This window comes from Desulfoscipio gibsoniae DSM 7213 (genome assembly GCF_000233715.2).
In the GTDB taxonomy this organism is placed as follows: Bacteria; Bacillota; Desulfotomaculia; order Desulfotomaculales; family Desulfallaceae; genus Sporotomaculum; species Sporotomaculum gibsoniae.
In genome coordinates this window covers 4,270,562-4,288,862 of the sequence record NC_021184.1, presented here as the reverse complement: position 1 = coordinate 4,288,862, position 18,301 = coordinate 4,270,562, and the positions used below count along the sequence as shown (strand labels likewise).

General features: G+C 44.4%; 17 protein-coding genes. 11 read left to right on the top strand and 6 right to left on the bottom strand.

The genetic code is table 11. The annotated features are described in order from the left end of the window. Nucleotides 1-61 precede the first annotated feature (61 nt). The 4 genes from DESGI_RS24905 to DESGI_RS19960 all read left to right on the top strand — a co-directional run bounded on the left by DESGI_RS24905 (nucleotide 62) and on the right by DESGI_RS19960 (nucleotide 3,259). Complete coding sequence (locus tag DESGI_RS24905; RefSeq protein WP_157872828.1) at nucleotides 62-262, top strand: hypothetical protein; 201 nt, start codon at nucleotides 62-64, stop codon at nucleotides 260-262. A gap of 143 nt (nucleotides 263-405) precedes the next feature. Beyond that, the gene (locus DESGI_RS19970) at nucleotides 406-1,050 is read left to right on the top strand and encodes an IS607 family transposase (protein WP_006521499.1); all 645 of its coding nucleotides are present in this window, start codon (nucleotides 406-408) and stop codon (nucleotides 1,048-1,050) included. Beyond that, nucleotides 1,034-2,497, top strand: a complete 1,464-nt coding sequence (locus DESGI_RS19965; protein WP_006521500.1) for an IS200/IS605 family accessory protein TnpB-related protein — start codon at nucleotides 1,034-1,036, stop codon at nucleotides 2,495-2,497. The genes DESGI_RS19970 and DESGI_RS19965 overlap by 17 nt, the downstream gene beginning before the upstream one ends. A 300-nt stretch (nucleotides 2,498-2,797) precedes the next feature. Next, the gene (locus DESGI_RS19960) at nucleotides 2,798-3,259 is read left to right on the top strand and encodes an HAD family hydrolase (RefSeq protein WP_337833208.1); all 462 of its coding nucleotides are present in this window, start codon (nucleotides 2,798-2,800) and stop codon (nucleotides 3,257-3,259) included. A gap of 337 nt (nucleotides 3,260-3,596) precedes the next feature. Here the strand turns inward: DESGI_RS19960 and DESGI_RS19955 are convergent, their stop codons facing one another. Continuing rightward, complete coding sequence (locus DESGI_RS19955) at nucleotides 3,597-3,950, bottom strand: hypothetical protein (RefSeq protein WP_006521502.1); 354 nt, start codon at nucleotides 3,948-3,950, stop codon at nucleotides 3,597-3,599. A 51-nt stretch (nucleotides 3,951-4,001) separates the two neighbouring features. Between DESGI_RS19955 and DESGI_RS24900 the strand changes: the two genes are divergently transcribed. Further along, a complete protein-coding gene (locus DESGI_RS24900) occupies nucleotides 4,002-4,154 on the top strand; it encodes a hypothetical protein (RefSeq protein ID WP_157872827.1) in 153 nt (50 codons plus the stop codon). Between the two features lie 500 nt (nucleotides 4,155-4,654). Here DESGI_RS24900 and DESGI_RS19950 read toward each other — a convergent pair whose 3' ends face one another. Next, nucleotides 4,655-4,936: a hypothetical protein gene (locus tag DESGI_RS19950; protein WP_006521503.1), complete on the bottom strand. Its 282-nt coding sequence runs from the start codon at nucleotides 4,934-4,936 to the stop codon at nucleotides 4,655-4,657. A 309-nt stretch (nucleotides 4,937-5,245) separates the two neighbouring features. On the opposite strand from DESGI_RS19950, the gene DESGI_RS19945 reads away from it, so the two are divergent. Beyond that, complete coding sequence (locus tag DESGI_RS19945; RefSeq protein WP_006521504.1) at nucleotides 5,246-5,677, top strand: YkvA family protein; 432 nt, start codon at nucleotides 5,246-5,248, stop codon at nucleotides 5,675-5,677. 169 nt (nucleotides 5,678-5,846) lie between these two features. Further along, nucleotides 5,847-6,734 (top strand): RluA family pseudouridine synthase, encoded by an 888-nt coding sequence (locus DESGI_RS19940; RefSeq protein WP_006521505.1) that lies wholly within the window; start codon nucleotides 5,847-5,849, stop codon nucleotides 6,732-6,734. A gap of 30 nt (nucleotides 6,735-6,764) precedes the next feature. Here DESGI_RS19940 and DESGI_RS23395 read toward each other — a convergent pair whose 3' ends face one another. The 3 genes from DESGI_RS23395 to DESGI_RS19925 all read right to left on the bottom strand — a co-directional run bounded on the left by DESGI_RS23395 (nucleotide 6,765) and on the right by DESGI_RS19925 (nucleotide 11,592). Beyond that, entirely contained in the window at nucleotides 6,765-8,378 is a 1,614-nt protein-coding gene (locus DESGI_RS23395) for a CapA family protein (RefSeq protein WP_157872826.1), read from the bottom strand. A gap of 14 nt (nucleotides 8,379-8,392) precedes the next feature. Beyond that, entirely contained in the window at nucleotides 8,393-10,552 is a 2,160-nt protein-coding gene (locus tag DESGI_RS19930) for a DUF3160 domain-containing protein (protein ID WP_006521507.1), read from the bottom strand. Between the two features lie 350 nt (nucleotides 10,553-10,902). Next, complete coding sequence (locus tag DESGI_RS19925; protein ID WP_006521508.1) at nucleotides 10,903-11,592, bottom strand: hypothetical protein; 690 nt, start codon at nucleotides 11,590-11,592, stop codon at nucleotides 10,903-10,905. A gap of 448 nt (nucleotides 11,593-12,040) precedes the next feature. Here DESGI_RS19925 and DESGI_RS19920 point away from each other — a divergent pair, with 448 nt between their 5' ends. The 3 genes from DESGI_RS19920 to DESGI_RS23385 are packed head-to-tail and all read left to right on the top strand — an operon-like array spanning nucleotide 12,041 to nucleotide 14,543. Next, nucleotides 12,041-12,556, top strand: a complete 516-nt coding sequence (locus DESGI_RS19920; RefSeq protein ID WP_006521509.1) for an RNA polymerase sigma factor — start codon at nucleotides 12,041-12,043, stop codon at nucleotides 12,554-12,556. Then, entirely contained in the window at nucleotides 12,549-14,021 is a 1,473-nt protein-coding gene (locus DESGI_RS23390) for a zf-HC2 domain-containing protein (RefSeq protein ID WP_006521510.1), read from the top strand. Before DESGI_RS19920 ends, DESGI_RS23390 begins: the two co-directional genes overlap by 8 nt. Before the next feature lie 30 nt (nucleotides 14,022-14,051). Next, on the top strand, nucleotides 14,052-14,543 hold the full coding sequence (locus tag DESGI_RS23385) for an RNA polymerase sigma factor (RefSeq protein ID WP_006521511.1): 492 nt from the start codon (nucleotides 14,052-14,054) through the stop codon (nucleotides 14,541-14,543). Between the two features lie 445 nt (nucleotides 14,544-14,988). Here the strand turns inward: DESGI_RS23385 and rsgA are convergent, their stop codons facing one another. Then, nucleotides 14,989-16,056, bottom strand: a complete 1,068-nt coding sequence (gene rsgA / locus DESGI_RS19900) for a ribosome small subunit-dependent GTPase A (RefSeq protein ID WP_041285736.1) — start codon at nucleotides 16,054-16,056, stop codon at nucleotides 14,989-14,991. A gap of 524 nt (nucleotides 16,057-16,580) precedes the next feature. Here rsgA and DESGI_RS19895 point away from each other — a divergent pair. After that, complete coding sequence (locus tag DESGI_RS19895) at nucleotides 16,581-17,999, top strand: amino acid permease (RefSeq protein ID WP_006521514.1); 1,419 nt, start codon at nucleotides 16,581-16,583, stop codon at nucleotides 17,997-17,999. The last annotated feature ends 302 nt before the right edge of the window (nucleotides 18,000-18,301 follow it).

The window sequence follows — 18,301 nt, the reverse complement described above, 5'->3', positions numbered from 1 at the left end:
CTCTTTCTAATTCTGCGTCAGTTATTGGGGTCTACCCCGCAACGCCCGGGTGCGGTATGATATGACGGAGCGGGTAGAGAAAAGTGTGCGCTTGTTTGCCAAGGTACTGGAAGAAAAATTTCAAGCGGTGGTCAGTCAAACGCGGGCCGTGCTGGAGCGCGCTCTGGCTAAAAAGAATCAGGAGAAATATATACCGGCGTGGCCATGGCGGAAATTCAAATGCAGCTGGCGCAGGTCGAGCAGGTTAAAAAAGACCTACTAAAGCTGCAAAGCTTAATCAGTTTGGGTGAAAGCCCCGAAGGGCGGGTCATTCCCCTGGAAAGGAGGTTGAAACTGCTTCTAAAAAACTAATTTAATCTATCTTCATCTATCTAAACATAATATAATAGTAGATAGGTGATAAACATGGAAAAATGGATAAGTATTGGAAAGGCATCTAAAATACTAGGAGTAAGTATATCCGCATTAAGAATGTGGGAAAAAAGAGGTATCTTAGTTCCCAAACGTACTCCCACAGGACACCGGCGTTATGAACTATCACAAATAGAATCATTTGAATTAAAGAAATATCAAAGAACTACTCCCAAGTCAGCTTACATATACGCTCGAGTGTCAACTCAAAAACAAGCGGATGCTGGAAACCTTGACCGGCAAATTGGCAGGTTAACTGAATATGCCATTAAAAACGGGTATACCATTCATAAAGTTTTTAAAGATATTGCAAGTGGTTTAAATGAAAATCGGAAAGGGTTACAAAAACTTCTTCAAACAGTACGAGAAAGTAACAATGCCTTGGTAATCGTTGAATACAAAGATCGCCTAACACGCTTTGGTTATATTTACTTAGAACGATACGTCTCTGATTTTGGTGGTCAAATACTCGTGGTGGAAGAAAAAGAAGTTAACGACCAGCAAGAATTAGTTGAAGACCTGATTACTATCACCACCTCGTTTTCGGCAAGAATCTATGGTAAGCGTGGCGGTCGGGTCGCAAAAAAGTTAAGTAATATCATAGAGCAAGAGGTGAGCACCGATGAAAACAACAGTTAGAGGTGTTATTCCAGCTCTTACAGCGGAACAAGAATCCTTTCTCAGTGACCTCATGAATCGCTACTGTGCCGCCGTTCGCTGGTCATTTAAAAGGCTATTGGAAGGCTTAAAAACGCAGGACATACGGTTAGCCGTACAACCTAACTTTAACCTCAACTCCCGACAAGCTAATGATGCAGTATACGATGCCAAAACAGTGATTACCTCACAAAAAGAGTTGGTTAAACTGCATTATGCCAATGCTCAAAAAAAAGTGGAATTCATCGAAAAGAGACTGAAGAAAGCCAAATCCCCTAAAAGAATAACTAATCTACAAAAGCGGTTGGACAAAGAGCATCGAGCACTAGCCTTCTGGCAAAAACATATAGATAACGGTACATTTCCACCGGTAGTCTTTGGTGGCAAGAAACTCTTTCTTAAAAGGTGTAGAGGCTTAATCAGCCGGGAAGAATGGCGGGAGGCCAGAAGTAACCGTTATCTATCACGGGGAGACAAAACCAAAGGCGGTAACTTAAACACCAGAATATACCTCGTAGATGACAACATTTACCTGGATATAGCTGCTGAACAGGTTCAGGCAGGAAAGTCGGTAAGATACAACCGTATTACCGTACCTGTCTACTTAGCTCACAAGCCGTCTAAGAAAACCGGGCAGATAAACGGCATTAACTACCGGCAAATAGTACTGGATTATCTAAAAACAGGTAATGCATATCAGGTAGAAATCATCAGGGAACAAGGACGCTACTATATCCATGTAAGTATTGAAGAAGAAACACCTGCCCCATATACAGCAAGAAATGGTGCTATCGGGGTAGATACTAACCCGGATGGGCTAGGAATAACACGTACTGACTACCTTGGGCAGTTTAAAGAGAATATGTGGCTGTCTTTAAGTGAGTGTACCTATGCCCGGACAAACCGGCGGGAAAACCTCATCGGTGAAACTGCGGCAAACGTAGTGGACTTAGCCCAAAAGTTAAACTGCCTCTTGGTAGTGGAAGACCTGGAATTTAAAGACGATAAATCGATGACTGCTAAGTTTAACCGGATGAGTCACGGTTTTATTTGGTCGAAGTTTTTAGCTATGACCCAGCGCCGGGCTTTAAGAAAAGGTGTACCATTGGTTAAAATAAAACCGGCTTTTACATCAGTTATCGGAATCTTAAAATATCAGGTTCAATACGGTCTTTCCAACCACGAAGCGGCAGGCTATGTAATAGCCCGGCGGGGATTAGGTCTTAACTGTGAAAAAGTACCCAAGCCACTGGTAAAGCAGTTTATCAAAAAGAAAAAGAAAGACGGTTTTTCTAAGCTAACCAACTGGAAACAGTGGAGTTCCATAAAAAAAGCGGTGGTTGCCGCAATAAAAAAACATACCAAGAAGGAGGTGCAAAGCCTGGTCTCTTGGCAACATTACAGAAAACAACTGTTAGTTTCGGGTTAACACCTTGACATAAATTTCGCGCTAAAGTATGGCACGGTACACGTGGTGAAAGGCTGTGCTGTACAGTTAACAACCAGGCGGTGGGTAACACCCCCTTTCGGGCAGCACGTTAGCCTTCAAGGTTAGCGGCGGGTTATCGTAAGATAATCTACTCGAAATACAGGCGAAAGCCTGTAGCTAAGCAGTTGAATCCTGTGATACTGCCGCCCGCTGGCAACCCTTGAGGTTGTAGTCGAACGGGTGAGGAACCTATTGTAGGTTTTGATAGGTTTCAGAAACCAGGTGGAAAGCTTGATTTCAGTGGATATACCCGGCCGCGGCACGCTGCAGCTTAAACACATCGTGCTGGATTACAACGGCACAATGGCTAAAGACGGCATGCTGCTGCCCGGCGTCGAGAAAAGTTTAAACCGGCTTAGCGAGTGTCTGAAAGTGCACATTCTGACTGCCGACACCTTCGGTAAATGCCGGGGGGAGTGCAAAGGCATCAATGGCACCGTCCAGATCCTGTCCCAGCCGGTTGGGGGCGAAGCAAAAGAAGCCTTTGTGGAAAGCCTGGGGGCGGAGCATACCGTGGCGGTGGGCAATGGAGCCAATGACAGGCTGATGCTGGCGAAAGCGGCCCTGGGTATTGTTATATTGGGACCGGAAGGAACTTCTGTACAGGCGCTGCAAAATGCCGATGTGGCGGTAAAGGAAATCACAGATGGCCTGGACCTGCTGCTGCAGCCCAAGAGATTAATTGCTACCCTTCGTTTGTAATTTAGTGTTAAGTTGCGGGTGTCTGTTATTGTCCGGCTTTGTTCACAATATAAGGGATTGTAAAATATTCTGTTAATATGTGGCTTAGCAGTCGAACTGAGTCATCTTCCGGTATTAATACTTCAAAATTAAATGGAAGAAATAATTGATAAGTCCTTTTAAATTCAGTATAATTTTTACTGTATAATTTTGTTAGTGGCATAACTTAATTATACTGCAACAGCGGGTTCTTTGGGACCCGTTGTTTGTATTTAGTGACAAAAAAGAGGCTGCAGCACTACGAACTTGTAGCTCGTTATGCAACAGCCCCCTTTTTTCGGTGAATATTTTAAAACTGTTAGTTCAGGTACAATTTAATTTCGTCTTTATCCGCAGAGTCATCTTCTTCATTTTCATCCAGCCAAATTTTAACTTTCATGTTGTATTCCAGATATTCTTCCAGTTCAGCCTCGTGCCCATAATCAGGAATGTCCTCATCGCTTTCAATGATTACGGTTTCGTATGTGGCTGAGATGTAGAAGTACTCATCACCATCGTAGAGTAATATCTGTGTGCCGTCTTTGCTGTTTTTGCCGGTGGCAAATGCTTTGACGGTGCCTGTTATTGGATGAGCCTTGCTCCAATTTGGACCCTCTACATTGTTAATTGAAAAGCTATTGGTCGATCTATCCGCGCAGCTGACCATAGTCATTGTAACCCACAATCTTTTTCAGGCTAAAAGGGTGGCACAAGATACCGTTTTATGGCTGATGGCCAGGTAGTGGAATACGGAACAACCGAGGCTATGTTTAATCACCCGCACAGGGAAGCAACCAGAGCTTTTTTTTTCTGGCTTAACGTGGTAGATAATGTTTTAAGTAAGCTAGTAGAGTGGCTCATAGCCTACATTGGTTAATAAATTGTCCTGCATTTTCAACTACTTAGGACATGTTCAAGTCATGTTCAATATGCTAAAGTGATTATCAGAAAATACAAAACATTATGAACTCGAAGTGGAATTTTTTTATGTCGGTACTTTAAGCAAATTTTTTCTGGTAAAAGGTTTTTAAAATATTATGCGAGGTGAATATATTTGAAACAAGTTGCTGAATTTTCAAATAACGTTGTAAGACCCGCCCGGAATTTTGGTCGGGATGACGCTTCCTTCCATGGCCTCGACGAATTTCTGAGCAATTCTTTATGATATATTATCCCTCTTGGCTGCTGGTAGAAACCTTTTTGCTGCCAATTACCAATTTCCGTAGTCGAACTTTTCACAAACTATTATTTTTTATAAAAAAGTTATGTGCGACATTTTTACAAATAGCGGTTATTCTTCCATTAAGGATGGAATAATTGCTGTTCAGTGAACGGTCTAAAAAATAGCAATGTTAACAAATGAAACCGGGTTGGGGTTCAGTTTAACAATTCAAAATCAACATATTCGGTGTGGCTGTAACCTTCAGCATCACACTGAAAGGTGTAGCAGGTAAAGTCCTCCAGGTTGTCAAAGGACTTCCGGTCGTTTTCCCTGGTAACAACTTTCTCCTCACCGCTGTAATGGAAGGTTTCAGGAGACCCGGATATAGGATAAGCACGAAAGTTAAACTCGGCATTGCCTGCTCTTTCCAGGTAACCTTGCAGTTGCTCCGGTGTCCTAAAGCGGATATGAGGTTTTTGTGATCCGTATTTATTCACGAGAATCCCCTCCTGGCTATAGAATACCAATTCAGAGCGAAATTAATCATGGATTTAATTTAAAACTGTGGTAGCGTTTAATCCAGCATTTTTTTTATAGATAGATAAAGGGCAGACATGGCAAATAATAAAAATTAATGGTGATGTACTTGATTTGATAATTAATGATAATATTATATTAGCTGCTACCAATAAAGGAGTATATCAAATGGACTGCCAAAACCTTATATTAGATGAAATGGCCGAATAAAAGGATAAAGGGAATAAAATAAGAACTTGCTTTAAACTAAAATTGTTGGAGTGATTGCCATGTCCAAAGAGGCTGATTTCTACCTAAGTCTCAGGTGGAAAATTAAAGACTGGCTAAATAAAGACGGTTCAAATAACAAGTGGGCTGAGTACATCATGCTTGCCCCTGATTTGTTTTATTTGTTATATAAGCTGACCCTTGATAGGGAGGTATTGGTTGCTGACAAAGCAAAACTGGTAGCAGCAATTGCTTATTTCATCAGCCCAATAGATATAGTTCCGGAAGCTTTACTTGGCCCCGCTGGATATGTTGATGACATTGCAGTAGCCGCCTATGTTTTAAATTCTATTATAAATAACACGGACCCTGATGTTGTAAGAAAACATTGGGCTGGTGAAGGGGATGTATTAGAAGTTATACAGCGAATCTTAAAGATAGCTGATAAAATGATCGGCAGTGGTTTGTGGCATAAGCTAAAGGCAAGGTTTTAATATTTTTTTGGAGATGATTGTCCGAAAAATATAAAAACCTACCATCTGGGTTCGACAGGTGAATGGCAAGCCAGTCATAAACATTATGAGACATCTTATTAGAGGTGGGTTTATGAATAAGCCAATTGGGAAAGAAGAATAATGCGTATAATTGAAGGGTGAAATAGTCATGTATATCGAATACAGGGTAGTAAAAGATAATGCTAATCGAAAAGTTTCACAGATACTTAAGACCCAACTAAAATTTTCCCGTGGTGAAATACGAAGGATTAAACGTTGTGCCGGACTTATGGTGAACGATCAAACCGTTCGTTTAAATACATTGGTAAAAGAAGGCGATTTAATACGGGTAAATTTTCAGGATGAGGAACAGCCGGTGATACCCCAGGATATTCCCCTGGATATTCTCTTTGAGGACGAGCACATCCTGGTAGTGAACAAACCATGCAATATGCTGGTACACCCGCTTTCCCATCATGTTCTGAATACCCTGGCTAACGGCGTAATTTATCACTGGCAGCTGCAAGGGCATAATAGTAAATTTAGAGCGGTCAGCCGGTTGGATAAAGATACCTCCGGAGCCATCTTAATCGCCAAGAGCAGTTACATCTGTCATCAGCTTGCCGAGCAAATGCAAAACGGCATATGCCGGAGGAAATACCTGGCGGTGGTGCATGGCCCAATAACTGCAAATTCGGGAATAATTGATTTACCGATTGGCAGGCCCTATGAGGACTCCCTTATCTTTGGAGTAACACCCCGTGGCAAAGAAGCGATCACTCATTTTACCGTAATGCAGCGTTTCGCCAGCGGCAGTCTGGTCAAATTGCGGTTGGAAACTGGTCGTACCCACCAAATAAGAGTTCATATGAAACATATAGGCCATCCCTTGATGGGGGACGATTTATACGGGGGCAGTTTAGACCTGATCCAACGCCAGGCTTTACATAGCTGGCGTTTGCAATTTAACCATCCTGTCACAAAGGAGATCATGCAACTGGAGGCCCCTCTGCCGGACGATATGACATCTTTAATAAATGATTTAAAAAAACGGTGAGGGGCTGGGCATCCCGGAGATAAAACAAAGTCACTCATCCGCTAAAGTAATACGGGAAAAGCCCCAGCCGTTCCACTTCCATAAGGTCACTTCTCTACTGGCGGGGTCGATATAACTGCCTTCTGTAACCACCAGCTCGTTGTTACCATCGTCGTTAAGGTCAATAAGGGCGGCACGGTAATTGGGACGGTCCAGGTTGGACGACTGCCACACCGGTTTAACGCTGCCTTCTCTCAGCTTGAAGACAAAGAGGTGGTTTTTAATGCTGGTATCTTCTTCTTTTACCCAAAAAGGCCTGTGGGGACCGAAACTTCCTGCTTTCCAAACCAGCAGGTTAAACTCCGGCGTACCATCGTTGTTGGCGTCGCCCGAAAAGAAATAGTCCACCCACCAGTCATCCGGTGACTGCCAGAGAATGCGGGAAGAGCTCCGTACCGTTATTCTCCCGTTCCTTAGATTAAATTCTTCGAGGATGCCATCGCCGTCCATATCGAACTGTTGGCTTTGCACCAGTCTGTATTCCAGCGGGGACTTGCTGGCCTGGAATACATATTGTTCAGTTGTTGCGAAAATCTTTTTTTCATTATCCCATGCCGGTAAAGTTTTTATATCCAGTTTCAGTCCCAGTTTTTCCAGTACTTTTTGTCCCTCCCGCCTGCTTAAAGCCACGGGACGTGCATCATCGTTGATGTATACCGGCAGGAATTCCATCTTTTCCACACTGTTTTCGCTGATATAGATCCTGGCGATAACACCCTCCCGAGTGTCCCGGGACCATAGCTGGTCAAAAATAAAGTTGCCCAGGCTATAAAGGATGTATTTTCCCCGGTATTGCTCGATTTTTTGTACCACGTGCGGGTGGCTGCCCAACACCAGATCAGCCCCGGCGTTTATGGCCAGGCGGGCAAAGTGTACCTGGGTGTCATCCGGCATGGGTGCATATTCGGTGCCGGCATGAAGGGAAACCACCGTGAAATCAGCATTATCCGCCGCCTCCTTGACGGTGGCAGTTACCTTTTCAGGTTCCAGGACAGCGGTGCCGGGGCTATCACCTGCCATGTAGGAATCCGGCACAACCGCCGGGTCATTGAAGGCCAAAAAAGCAAGTTTTACACCCTTTACCTCCATATATTGGGGCGCAAAAGCTTCTTGCTTATTTCTACCGGCACCGGCATGGAGGATTGCAGCATCGTCCAGGTAATGTAAGGTGTCCAGTATTCCCTGTTCACCAAAATCGGGCACATGGTTATTGGCCAGCGACAGGATGTCAAAACCGGCATCTTTAAGGGCCGGAGCCACACGGGGGTCAGCCCTTAAAACCATCTCGGGAATCTTTATTTCCCGCCCCGGGGTTACCGGGCCTTCCAGGTTGCCGAAGCCAACGTCCCCGCCTTGCAAGAACCATTTAACCCCGGCGAAAGGATAGTTCGGGTCGTCGTGTTCTTTTATTTTTTGAGCCACGTACCGGGAGAGCATGATATCTCCCACAGCCACCAGACACAGGGAATCATGTTTTTCCGGAAGTTTCATGCGGTATTCTTTAAAAGACGCGAGGTCATGGAAAACCCTGCTGCCGCCGTACTGCTGCGGGGTACAGCCTCCGAAGCAGTACAGCAGTCCCACCGCCAGCATGAGGACCGGCACTAACTGGGGGAATCTCACTGGGCGATAAAGGTTTTAGTCCACCCGGCCAGGGGTGGCGCCTGTCCGGAATCCAGCAGCTCATGCCATTTTTTATCGGTTAAGCGGTCACTGAGTGGCCAGGAAAACTCATAGTGGGAGTAAACACCGCCCCGGGCAATTCTCAGGCTACCATCAACGGGCACTACAGCATAAATTTCAAAGATGTGCCCCGTAGCCTCCTGCAGCACCCGGCCTCCTGGATCGGTGGCTACATCGGCCACCAGTGCTGCAGGGTTTTCGTCTATTGCTGAGCGGTGGTCCACCCCTATATCGCTTAGTGCCTCCAGCCAGAAATGCTCCAGCTGCCCGCCGTAGGAGCGGATCAGTTCAAATTCCTCGTCAGTCAGGGGTATATCGGAAAGTTCCTTTTCCGAAATGGTCTTTAAAGAGAGGGCCAGCTGTTCCAGCCGGTCCAGACTGTCCCGATCTGTCTGATCAAGAAGATCCCGCGATGCTAGACCCTCCCGCGTCATGTTCACCAGTGCGGCCAGGCGAGCGTAAAGGTGCGGGTTTGGCTCCACATAACCACGGTCATCCACTCCAGCCATACCGCCGCCCATTTCAGCGTAAATCTGTTTGGCGTAAAGGATGGTATCGTGCTTGAGCTCGGTCCAGCTGGCTAAAAAGCTATTCAAATCTTTTCTGGTCCAGGCCTGGCTTTGCATAAATGAGGGATAACCTTTTCCTCTTTCCTGCAGCAGGGGTTCCAGGGTATAAAGCCAGCCCCAGTACAGGTTCTGGGTCCAAATTTCTTTATCCAGGCCGGCGATGTATTGCTGCAGTTTATTCATGTTAGCAGGGTAGCCCGCATAATCCGTTTCCCCCTCAGCCTCCAATATGGAGTAAGCTTCCCCAGAGCCCATGGCTGCAGGGATGTCCAGGCCCTTGGGCAGCATCCTGCGCTCGCCCTGGCTATTTTCTTTAACATTGCGGTAAACCAGCCGCTGGAAAACGGCGGCATCAAGGGTAAAGCGCTGCCCCATAAAGCGAAAGCCTTTGATTGCACCTTCGCGATCGGGTTGTAATTCCTCATCAAAGATGGGAATGGAGTTTATAACCGGGGGTTCCAGCTCTGCTGCCGCTTCCATAAAGGCTGTCCATTGATCGCTACCGGAGGCCAGGTCCTTTAGCCTGATCCCGGTGCCATAGGTTTTGTCCAACAGTTCCCGATACTGCGGGTAGGACAGGTCGTCGGCTTTGCCTACAAAAAAGCTGGTGGGCTGGTATATTTTATCCCATTTTTGCTCGAAATCGCTTTCACCAAGGGCCGAAGTTATCAAAACAGCGGATTTGGTTTCATCTTCACTCTTGATCCGGAAAGTCATTCTTCCGTACCACATCATAGCCTTGAAATATGACTGCAGCATCTCGTCAGTAGTGTAGTGGCCCCGAGGAATGTACTGGGAGTAATCTTCCTGCAGGGTGTCCGTACCCTTCAGGTCCTGCCCCATATTCATCAAAGGGGAGTTCTGGATACCTGAAGCGTTTTCGATAAGCCGCAGTTCCTCTTCCACAACCTGCTCTACCTGATATGGAACAGGCATTTGGGGATCTAAAAGTTTTTCGGCCACGGCGAAAAAGCCAATGTTCCTCCGGGCGGCGTTCTCCCAATCGCTGCCTTTAAGGGCAGCATACTGTTTTTGGGATGCGGTGAGCATGGCTGCGGTAAGCTCTTTTAATTCCGGGGCCAGTTTTCCCTTTTCGATAACCCGCAGCAGGTGGCTGAAGAACAAGTGGTAATTATGCAGCATTGAATCAGTGGTGATAAAGCTGGGCACCGGTTCATAGAGGTTGGTTTCATAGAGCATAAAAAACTCCCGGTTGTATTGGTTGGGCACCACCACAAATCCGTTTTCCACCAGCAGCTGCTTTGCCTCTGGAGAGAGTTGAAACATTTCCTTATTAGTTACATTGTCTAGCTCTGGATCCACCTTATAGGGCTCCAGTGTCGGGGAAAAGTCCACCGGAACATCTTTATAAACGGCAAAACTCGAAGCCAGGGCCACCGGCGTTCCAATCTCTCCTGCGGCAGGATGCTGTTCCACTTGTCCTGAGTCGCCGCTGCAGCCCGATACAGTGGTGATGAGCAGCAGCATGCTGAGCACCCATGCACTAATTATTCCTATCCTTTGCACCTGATCTACCTCCTTTTATTAACCAATTGATAGACACATTATAAACCAGCTTTGGGTATTTAGTCTTTACTTTGGTACCTATTTCCTGTACATAAAAAAAGAACACCCCTAAACAAGAATAACTATAAACATCTCTCAGTCTATTGGGACAAACGAAACGTCCCCTTGTCTTACTTCATAGGTTCCTGAAGGACAAATAAAATTCAGCGCCGGTTGCCCGAAGGCGTACAGGCGCCGTTTAAAAAAAACAAATAGTAATATAGAGGGACAGCAACTACTTTCTTATAAGGGATTTCCAATTGTACTACCATGCGTGTATTACCGCTATCTTCCCCTTGATATCAATGGCCCTAGCAAGAACAATCTCCACTACACTTTTTCCCACATACGCCTAATAAGTTTACTGCAGCGGCTTTTGTCATCAATAACGTGACTATAACTCTATCCAGTACAGAGGCTCCCAGGTATCTTAAATATCCATTTAACATCTTACCGGCTAAAGCTCCACTTCCGATCCTGTCAGCATCAAGCATGGCAATCTCTCGAGGGGGAGAATAATCTGCAATAACCTCTTCCACACCGTAAAGAGAAAGCCCGACGTCCAGCAGTTCAAGGGCTGTTATCTCGTTCTCCTGGCAGCATTGTGAAATAGCTTCCAGACTTATAGAAGACGTTATAGGCGTAAAGAAATTAGTTTGCAGCTCTGGTTCTATATGACAGGGGGTATTATAACCTACTTGAAACATGGTACCGCACATTGACTTTAACAGGTAGGCTATTCCTCGAAAACGAAGCCTGTCATTTCCTACTTTATCGTTTAAGTAATGAACAGCCTCATCTGCATAATTGCGGCACTTGGAATACCTGATATGATCATCCAGATCATTTTCATCTAATAACGATCTTAATAATTTTGAAGTACCTATATCTAGTAAATGACGCCAATCCAAATTTTTATCGTTGCAGAACTCGGCAATTTTATCAATTTTATCCTGCCTTGTATGAGGAGAAAAAACGTTAATTTGAGGTTTATTATACATATATAGCACATCCTTTTATTTATTGTAATCTTTAGTATGTGTATTCTTGAAATCATAATTCGCCACAAATCATCCGTGAGTGGTCAAAATTAAGTATTAGTATGATATTTACCACCCCCATACGTAAGTTAAAAAAGCAGGGATTTCCATCCCTGCTTTTAAATGCTAAAAAGAATATTGCTTAAAAATGTAAAAAAAGCGCTCCTGGCCCAGTTCATTATAAAGGAACTTGTTTTATTTATTGAAGTTCATAAAATATTAGATAGTTTCAGGGCAAAGGTATAAAATGTAATTTTAGTTGGATTTGGTATGGGATAGTTGTACCAAAGGTAATCAGGAAAAAGATACTTAACGTAATAAAGTATCTTTTTTTTTGTGCAAAAAAATTGCATAATTGCTGTAACATTTTCCTAAGTTCGGACACCAATAACCAGGAGCGTTTTTTGATATGGCCATGTCAACTATAGAAAAACTTTATCAAAGTTATAAAGTATCGATCTTCCGGTACTTATACCGTATGGGCGGAGATTATCACCTGGCGGATGAATTAACCCAGGAAACCTTTTGCCGGGCATTGGTATCCCTAAAAAACTTTCGTGGTGAATCCGCCCTGTCCACCTGGCTGTTTCGCGTAGCCTATTATGTTTACACCGGCTATCTGCGGGGCCGTCCCGGGGAGCGCAATTTACCGCTAAACCATGATATTCCGGACGAGAACAGGGCAGGCGATCCGGCCCGGCATCTGGAAGAAGCAGAAAACCGGCGGCTGGTACGGCTAGCCCTTGAGCAGCTGCCTGTGGATTACCGTACGGTGATAATTCTCAGGGAACAGGAACGATTATCTTTTGAGGAAATAGGGGACATACTGGGCAAATCCCCGGCAACAGCTCGGGTAACTCTATTCCGGGCCAGGCAAAAATTTCACCAACTATATAAACAATTAGAAGGTGATGACCATGACTAAATATGAATGCGAAATAATAAAAGATCTTTTGCCTCTGTACGCCGACGGTGTGGCCAGCGAGGCTTCATTGGAGATGGTGGAACGCCACCTGGCAGAATGCGCATCCTGCCGGAAACTGCTAGATGAATGCACCCGGCCTGTTTTTGCGAAATCCCCTGCAGCTAAAACTTCACCCTTATCCGGTTTAGATAAAGCCTGGGGGCGGCTGCGCCGGGTGGCGGCGGTTTTTATGGCATGTATAATCATTACCGCTTCTACCATCGCCTGGGCCTCATACCAAGCGGGGCGAAACATGGCTCTGCGGGACCCGTCATTCCAACAGGCCAAGCAGATGGATCTCTTTACAGAGGTAAACCAGTCAAAAAAGTTAGGTCCCTATACCATCACAGTAGATAAAATATTGCTGGATTCCGCCCGGACCACCGTTTTTTATAGTATCGACCCGCAACTGGAGGGAGACAGCAATATCTATATCAACATGGCCGACGATAAAGGTGTGCATTATGACCCACGGGGCGGCAGGGGCATACAGGGTAAATATTTTGTATACGATCTGGAGCCGGTTAATCTGGATGCCCAGAAATTAACCCTGTCCTTTAGCACTGGTGAAATGCCGGGGGAAACGCAGTTTGAAATACCAGTCGACCCTACTTTAGTGGCCCAAAACACCAGGGAGTTTTACCCCAACCTGAAAAAAACCATAGAGCCGGTAGAGATGGCCCTGGACCGGGCAGTGCTGGGCCTATCCGAAAGCATTATCTTTTTCCGGGTACGCTGGCCGCAGGACCCGTCCATAGCCGGTGTGGGTATTGGGCTGGACAGTCCCATGTATACCGTTATGGGACCCAATGGGCCCACCAGCATGGAAAGCCGGGGTAGCAGCACTCCGCCGGCACCGATGATCAAAGAATACGGTGCCTTCTTACCCGGTCACTGGGCGGATCTAATTGACGAAACCAACGGTAAAAGAATCAAGCTCAATGAAACCCGCACCCAAACCGACCCCGTAACGGGTGGGATTACGGGCTCGTTCCACTTTGAACCTGTAGACCCCTCGGCCAGGGAATTAAAGCTGACCTCACCGCCGCTGTACCTGTACCGCTTCACGGAAAATGAACAAACAATGGAGTTCAACTGTCCCCGCCAGGGGGAACAAGCATTAAGCGGAGTTTTTAACTACGGGGTTATTACTTATAGCTTGGAAAAGGCTGTTATAGAGGATAATCAGTTGGTTTGTTACTTCAGTTTTAAAGGGATCGGGGATAAACCGCCTTATTATTACCGCCCTGAATTTCATATTAAAGATCAAGAATTCTGGCATAAGCATATCCGTATGGAATGGTTTGATGATAATCATGTCAAAATATCTTTCCCCATGCCTGAGAACGACCGGGTTACTTTGCAATTGAGAAGTGTGGGGGAGAGGATGCCCAAGGTTGATTTTGAACTTGATGTCGCACGTTAACCGAATTTTAAACGAGAAGGGGAAGGGACCATGCCCAAACTGGGAGAAATGTCTAAGCAGGGTAATTCTTCCGAGCAAATAGTAAATTTACTCTACAACACAGGTTATAGATTAACCGGTAGTCACAATAAAACCCAAGAACTGTTAACAGCCGTTTTTAACGCATTAAATGGTAATATATCTATAAACATAGCCTTGAAAAACCTGTGTTTAATATATAGAAACAAAACCACATCCAGCCCGGGCAAAAATTTACCTAAAGCTAAAAGCAGCCCGCCGGCAAAAGACAATAGCACAGACAAAATTCAAGAAGCACTATTAACTCTGTCGCCCATAGAAAGGTTAGTACTCGTTTTGCGAGAGGTATTAGGATTAAATTATACCGAGATAGCAGAGTTGACCGGTATAGAAAAAATAGCTGTAACCCGGCTGCTGAATGCGGGACGGTGGGAGCTACGAAAACAATTAGCTCCGCTACCGAGTCAAAGAAGACCGCCTGAAAAATATCCTATCGCGAAGTAAGTTTCAATTATGAAGGGAGAGAAGCCAAATGGGCAGCCTGATTGAATCTCTTGGTTTAAATATGACGTTTGCAGTTCAGATATTAAATTTTATACTGCTGGTCGTATTTTTAATCATGCCCATAGTGTTATTAATATACTTATTTTCTATTATCAATGACATTAGACGTAGGGTTCGTAATATAGAGAAAATCTTAACGGAAATAAAAGATGCGAAAACATGATTTCACTTCATTTTCCCCATAGTATATAACTGACTGATCATTAGCAAGATAGAGTCTAGTTAATTGCGGAGGGGATTAATGCTTGTGTAGCCACAAGAAAACCCAAGGAATTGTTTTTACGAGGTGAAATGATAAAGGGCAAGGAGGGTATGACTAAAGGCCAAGAAATGAGTTAGACTTCTTGGCCTTTGCAGTAGTATATACTGTGGTTTTACAGTTTTATTATCTTCTTTTACTCTTTGTTTTGATAAATTTCCTGGCGTTTTTCATACCGCCCAAACCGGAAAACATAGCATTAATTTTTTCTGTTTCAATCTGCTTTGAGTTTAGTCCATCGTATTTTGCTTCTTTTTTAAGCTTTAGGTAACTTTCCAATCGTTTTTCTGCAAGTGTACCATCTTGGATAGCCCTTTGCACTGCACACCCCGGTTCACTTTGGTGAGTACAATCTCGAAATTTACACTGCTCTGCCAGCTTATCAATATCTGCAAATGCTCTTGAAAAATCAGCGCTTTCAACCCCCAGCTCTCGCATTCCGGGTGTATCAATGACAATTCCACCATTTTGAAGAACCAGTAATTGTCTCCTTGTAGTGGTATGTCTGCCTTTACCATCCTTGCGGATATCGCTGGTTTGCAGAATTTCCCCACCTACCAGGCGATTAATTAGCGTAGACTTACCTACACCGGATGAGCCAATAAAAGCTACGGTTTTCCCGGGCTGAATATGTGACAGAATACTGTTATATCCGTCCTCTGATATAGCCGAAGTGGCCAAAACATCCACACCAATTGCCACAGACGAAACCTCTGATAACTTCTCCTGTAAGTTATGGCAGATATCAGATTTGGTCAGCACAACTACAGGAGTACCTCCGCTGTCCCACGCGATAGATAGGTAACGCTCCAGCCGGCGCAGATTGTAGTCATTATTCAGTGCCATGCAAAGAAATACCGTGTCAATATTTGCGGCAACTACCTGTGTATCATTCACTGTTCCCACCGCCTTACGCTCAAAGGAGCTCTTTCTGGTAAGAACATGGTGAATAATTGCGTTTCCATTTTTATTATCGCTGCGGTCAAGCATAACAAAATCTCCCACTGCGGGATAATCGGATAAGCGGGTCGCTGCATATCGAAACTTGCCGGATATTTCCGCTGCAACCTCCCCCTGGTGGGTAATTGCTTTATATAAATCCTTGTATTGCGAACAAATTCGGCCAATAGCCAAATTTGGATATAGGGTTGCCTCCTGTATAAAACGTTCACTTGCACCATATTTTTTTAGCATATTATCCAAAATAATTTCCTCCTAAAAAATGATATTCATAATCACCTTTTGGGAGGTTCAATGTGTTTATTTTACTTTACACACACCTCCCTGTTATATAGAATGACTGCAATATCCGTTGTTTTGTACATAAATCAACATCCCCTTTCGTCATGATTGCCAATAGTATATATGATTTTTCAGATGATAACCAGAGGGTTGGTAGCCTTTGGTAAATTTTGGAAGGTCGATTGGCCCTTTTGAAATTTCCTCGATCAGGAGTAGCGGAAAAGGTAGTCACAGCCCTCAAGTTTTGAATGTAAACTGAATACTTTTATACCCGTCCTTCGACATAGCCGAAGTGATCAATACATCCATACCAATTGCCACAGACGAAACCTGTGCCAGCTTCTCCTGCAGGTTATGGCAAACATCAGATTGTATTAGCTTTTAGCCACTGAAGAAATACGGGTTTTTACGTATCCAGGGACAGCACTCTGTACATATTAAATCTATAGCTAAATATCTCGAGGAGTTTTTGTCCTATGAAACAAAATAATGGTTTATCTGCATGGCAGCTAACCATGCTGGCACTTGGAACTGTTGTTGGAGGTTCATTTTTTTTAGGTTCATCAATAGCAATTAGAGCCGCCGGCCCGGCAATTTTGCCGGCTTTTATTCTGGGAGGTATATTAGTTTATATAATTCTAACGGCACTCTCCGAAATGACAGTAGCCGATCCTAAGCCCGGCTCTTTTAGAACTTATTCGGAACAATTATTTGGACCGTGGCTTGGGTTTATGGTGGGCTGGGTCTATTGGACAGGCTTGATCCTGGCCATGTCAAGTGAAGCAACGGCAGCGTCAATCTTCTTGCAAACTTGGATACCAGAAGTTCCATTGTTTGTTTTAGCCATCTTAATCATAGTTGCAGTTACTCTTTTAAATTTACTGGGAGCAAAGCTTTTAAGCAGCCTGGAGGGCGGTCTGGCGGCTATAAAACTGGGGGCTTTAATAGGTTTTATAGGCCTGGCTGTAGCTTTGATAGTGGGACTAATTCCTCAAAAGGCCCCTGTTGGACTGGGAGTTCTGACCCGGGAACCGCTTTTCCCGGGAGGCATAGCAGGGGTTGCCGGAAGCATGTTAATTGTGCTCTTTAGCTATGCCGGATTTGAAACAATAGGGTTAGCCGCTTCGGAGGCCCGGACACCTCATAAAACCATACCCAGGGCTATAAAGTTCACAGTGATAAGCCTGGTGGGACTGTACTGTGCCGTGATTGCCACGTTACTCCCGCTTACACCGACGGGAACCCTCACCGAAGAAGTAAGCCCAATGGTTGCAGCTTTAACCGCCGGTGGTTTGAACTGGGCTGCCGGCTCCATTAACGTAATTTTGGTCAGTGCTATTCTTTCAACTATGCTGGCAGCTACATTTGGTTTGGGTAGGATGGTTCGGTCGCTGGCAGACGCAGGACATGCGCCCTTTTTTTTGAAAGACCGTGGTGATATACCCCTGCGTGGCATCATTTTCTCCGGTGCTGCCATGCTGGCTTCTGTGGGCTTGGGGTATATATTGCCGGAACAGATGTATATCTTTCTGGTCAGTGCCGGTGGTTTTTCTCTTTTATTTGCCTATGTAATAATTTTAGCCACCCATTACCGTTACAGGAAAATGAATGGCTGTCCCCCTCAGGGTAATTGCCAATTGGCTGGTTTCCCTTATAGCTCTTTATTAGCTATTACAGGTCTAATAGTTGTTATACTAACCATGCCTTTTATTCCGGGACAGGGCTCAGGCCTATATGTCGGTTTAATACTAACGGCCTTTTACTTGATCCTTTATTATGTTTTTAAAGTGCTTCCAGCTAAAATGCTTGGAAAAATAACTGTATATGCCAAACCTCTACCCGCAAATATCTCCAATAAAAAAGCCATATCAAAAGAGAAAAAGAGAAACGATTAAAGGAAAATGAGATTATAGAATATAAAAATGTTCAAAAAAGCCTTTATTAATGAAGGTATTATTTAGATAAATTTTTTTCTGCATTAGCTGGTTTGCCTTATGGATACAAATTTTTTTTCGGGGCGAAAAATTTTAGCTGGCAGTAAAATTGTAATTACTTTAGTCAGTCGTTCAATATTGGTGCCATCAATAATCAACCCTCGCAGCTAAGACTTGATAAGGATATCCTATAATTTGACTGGTCCATCAGCTAAAAAATTGCAGCCTTCTTTTGGGTGGAAAGGCGTTACTTTAATTTTAAA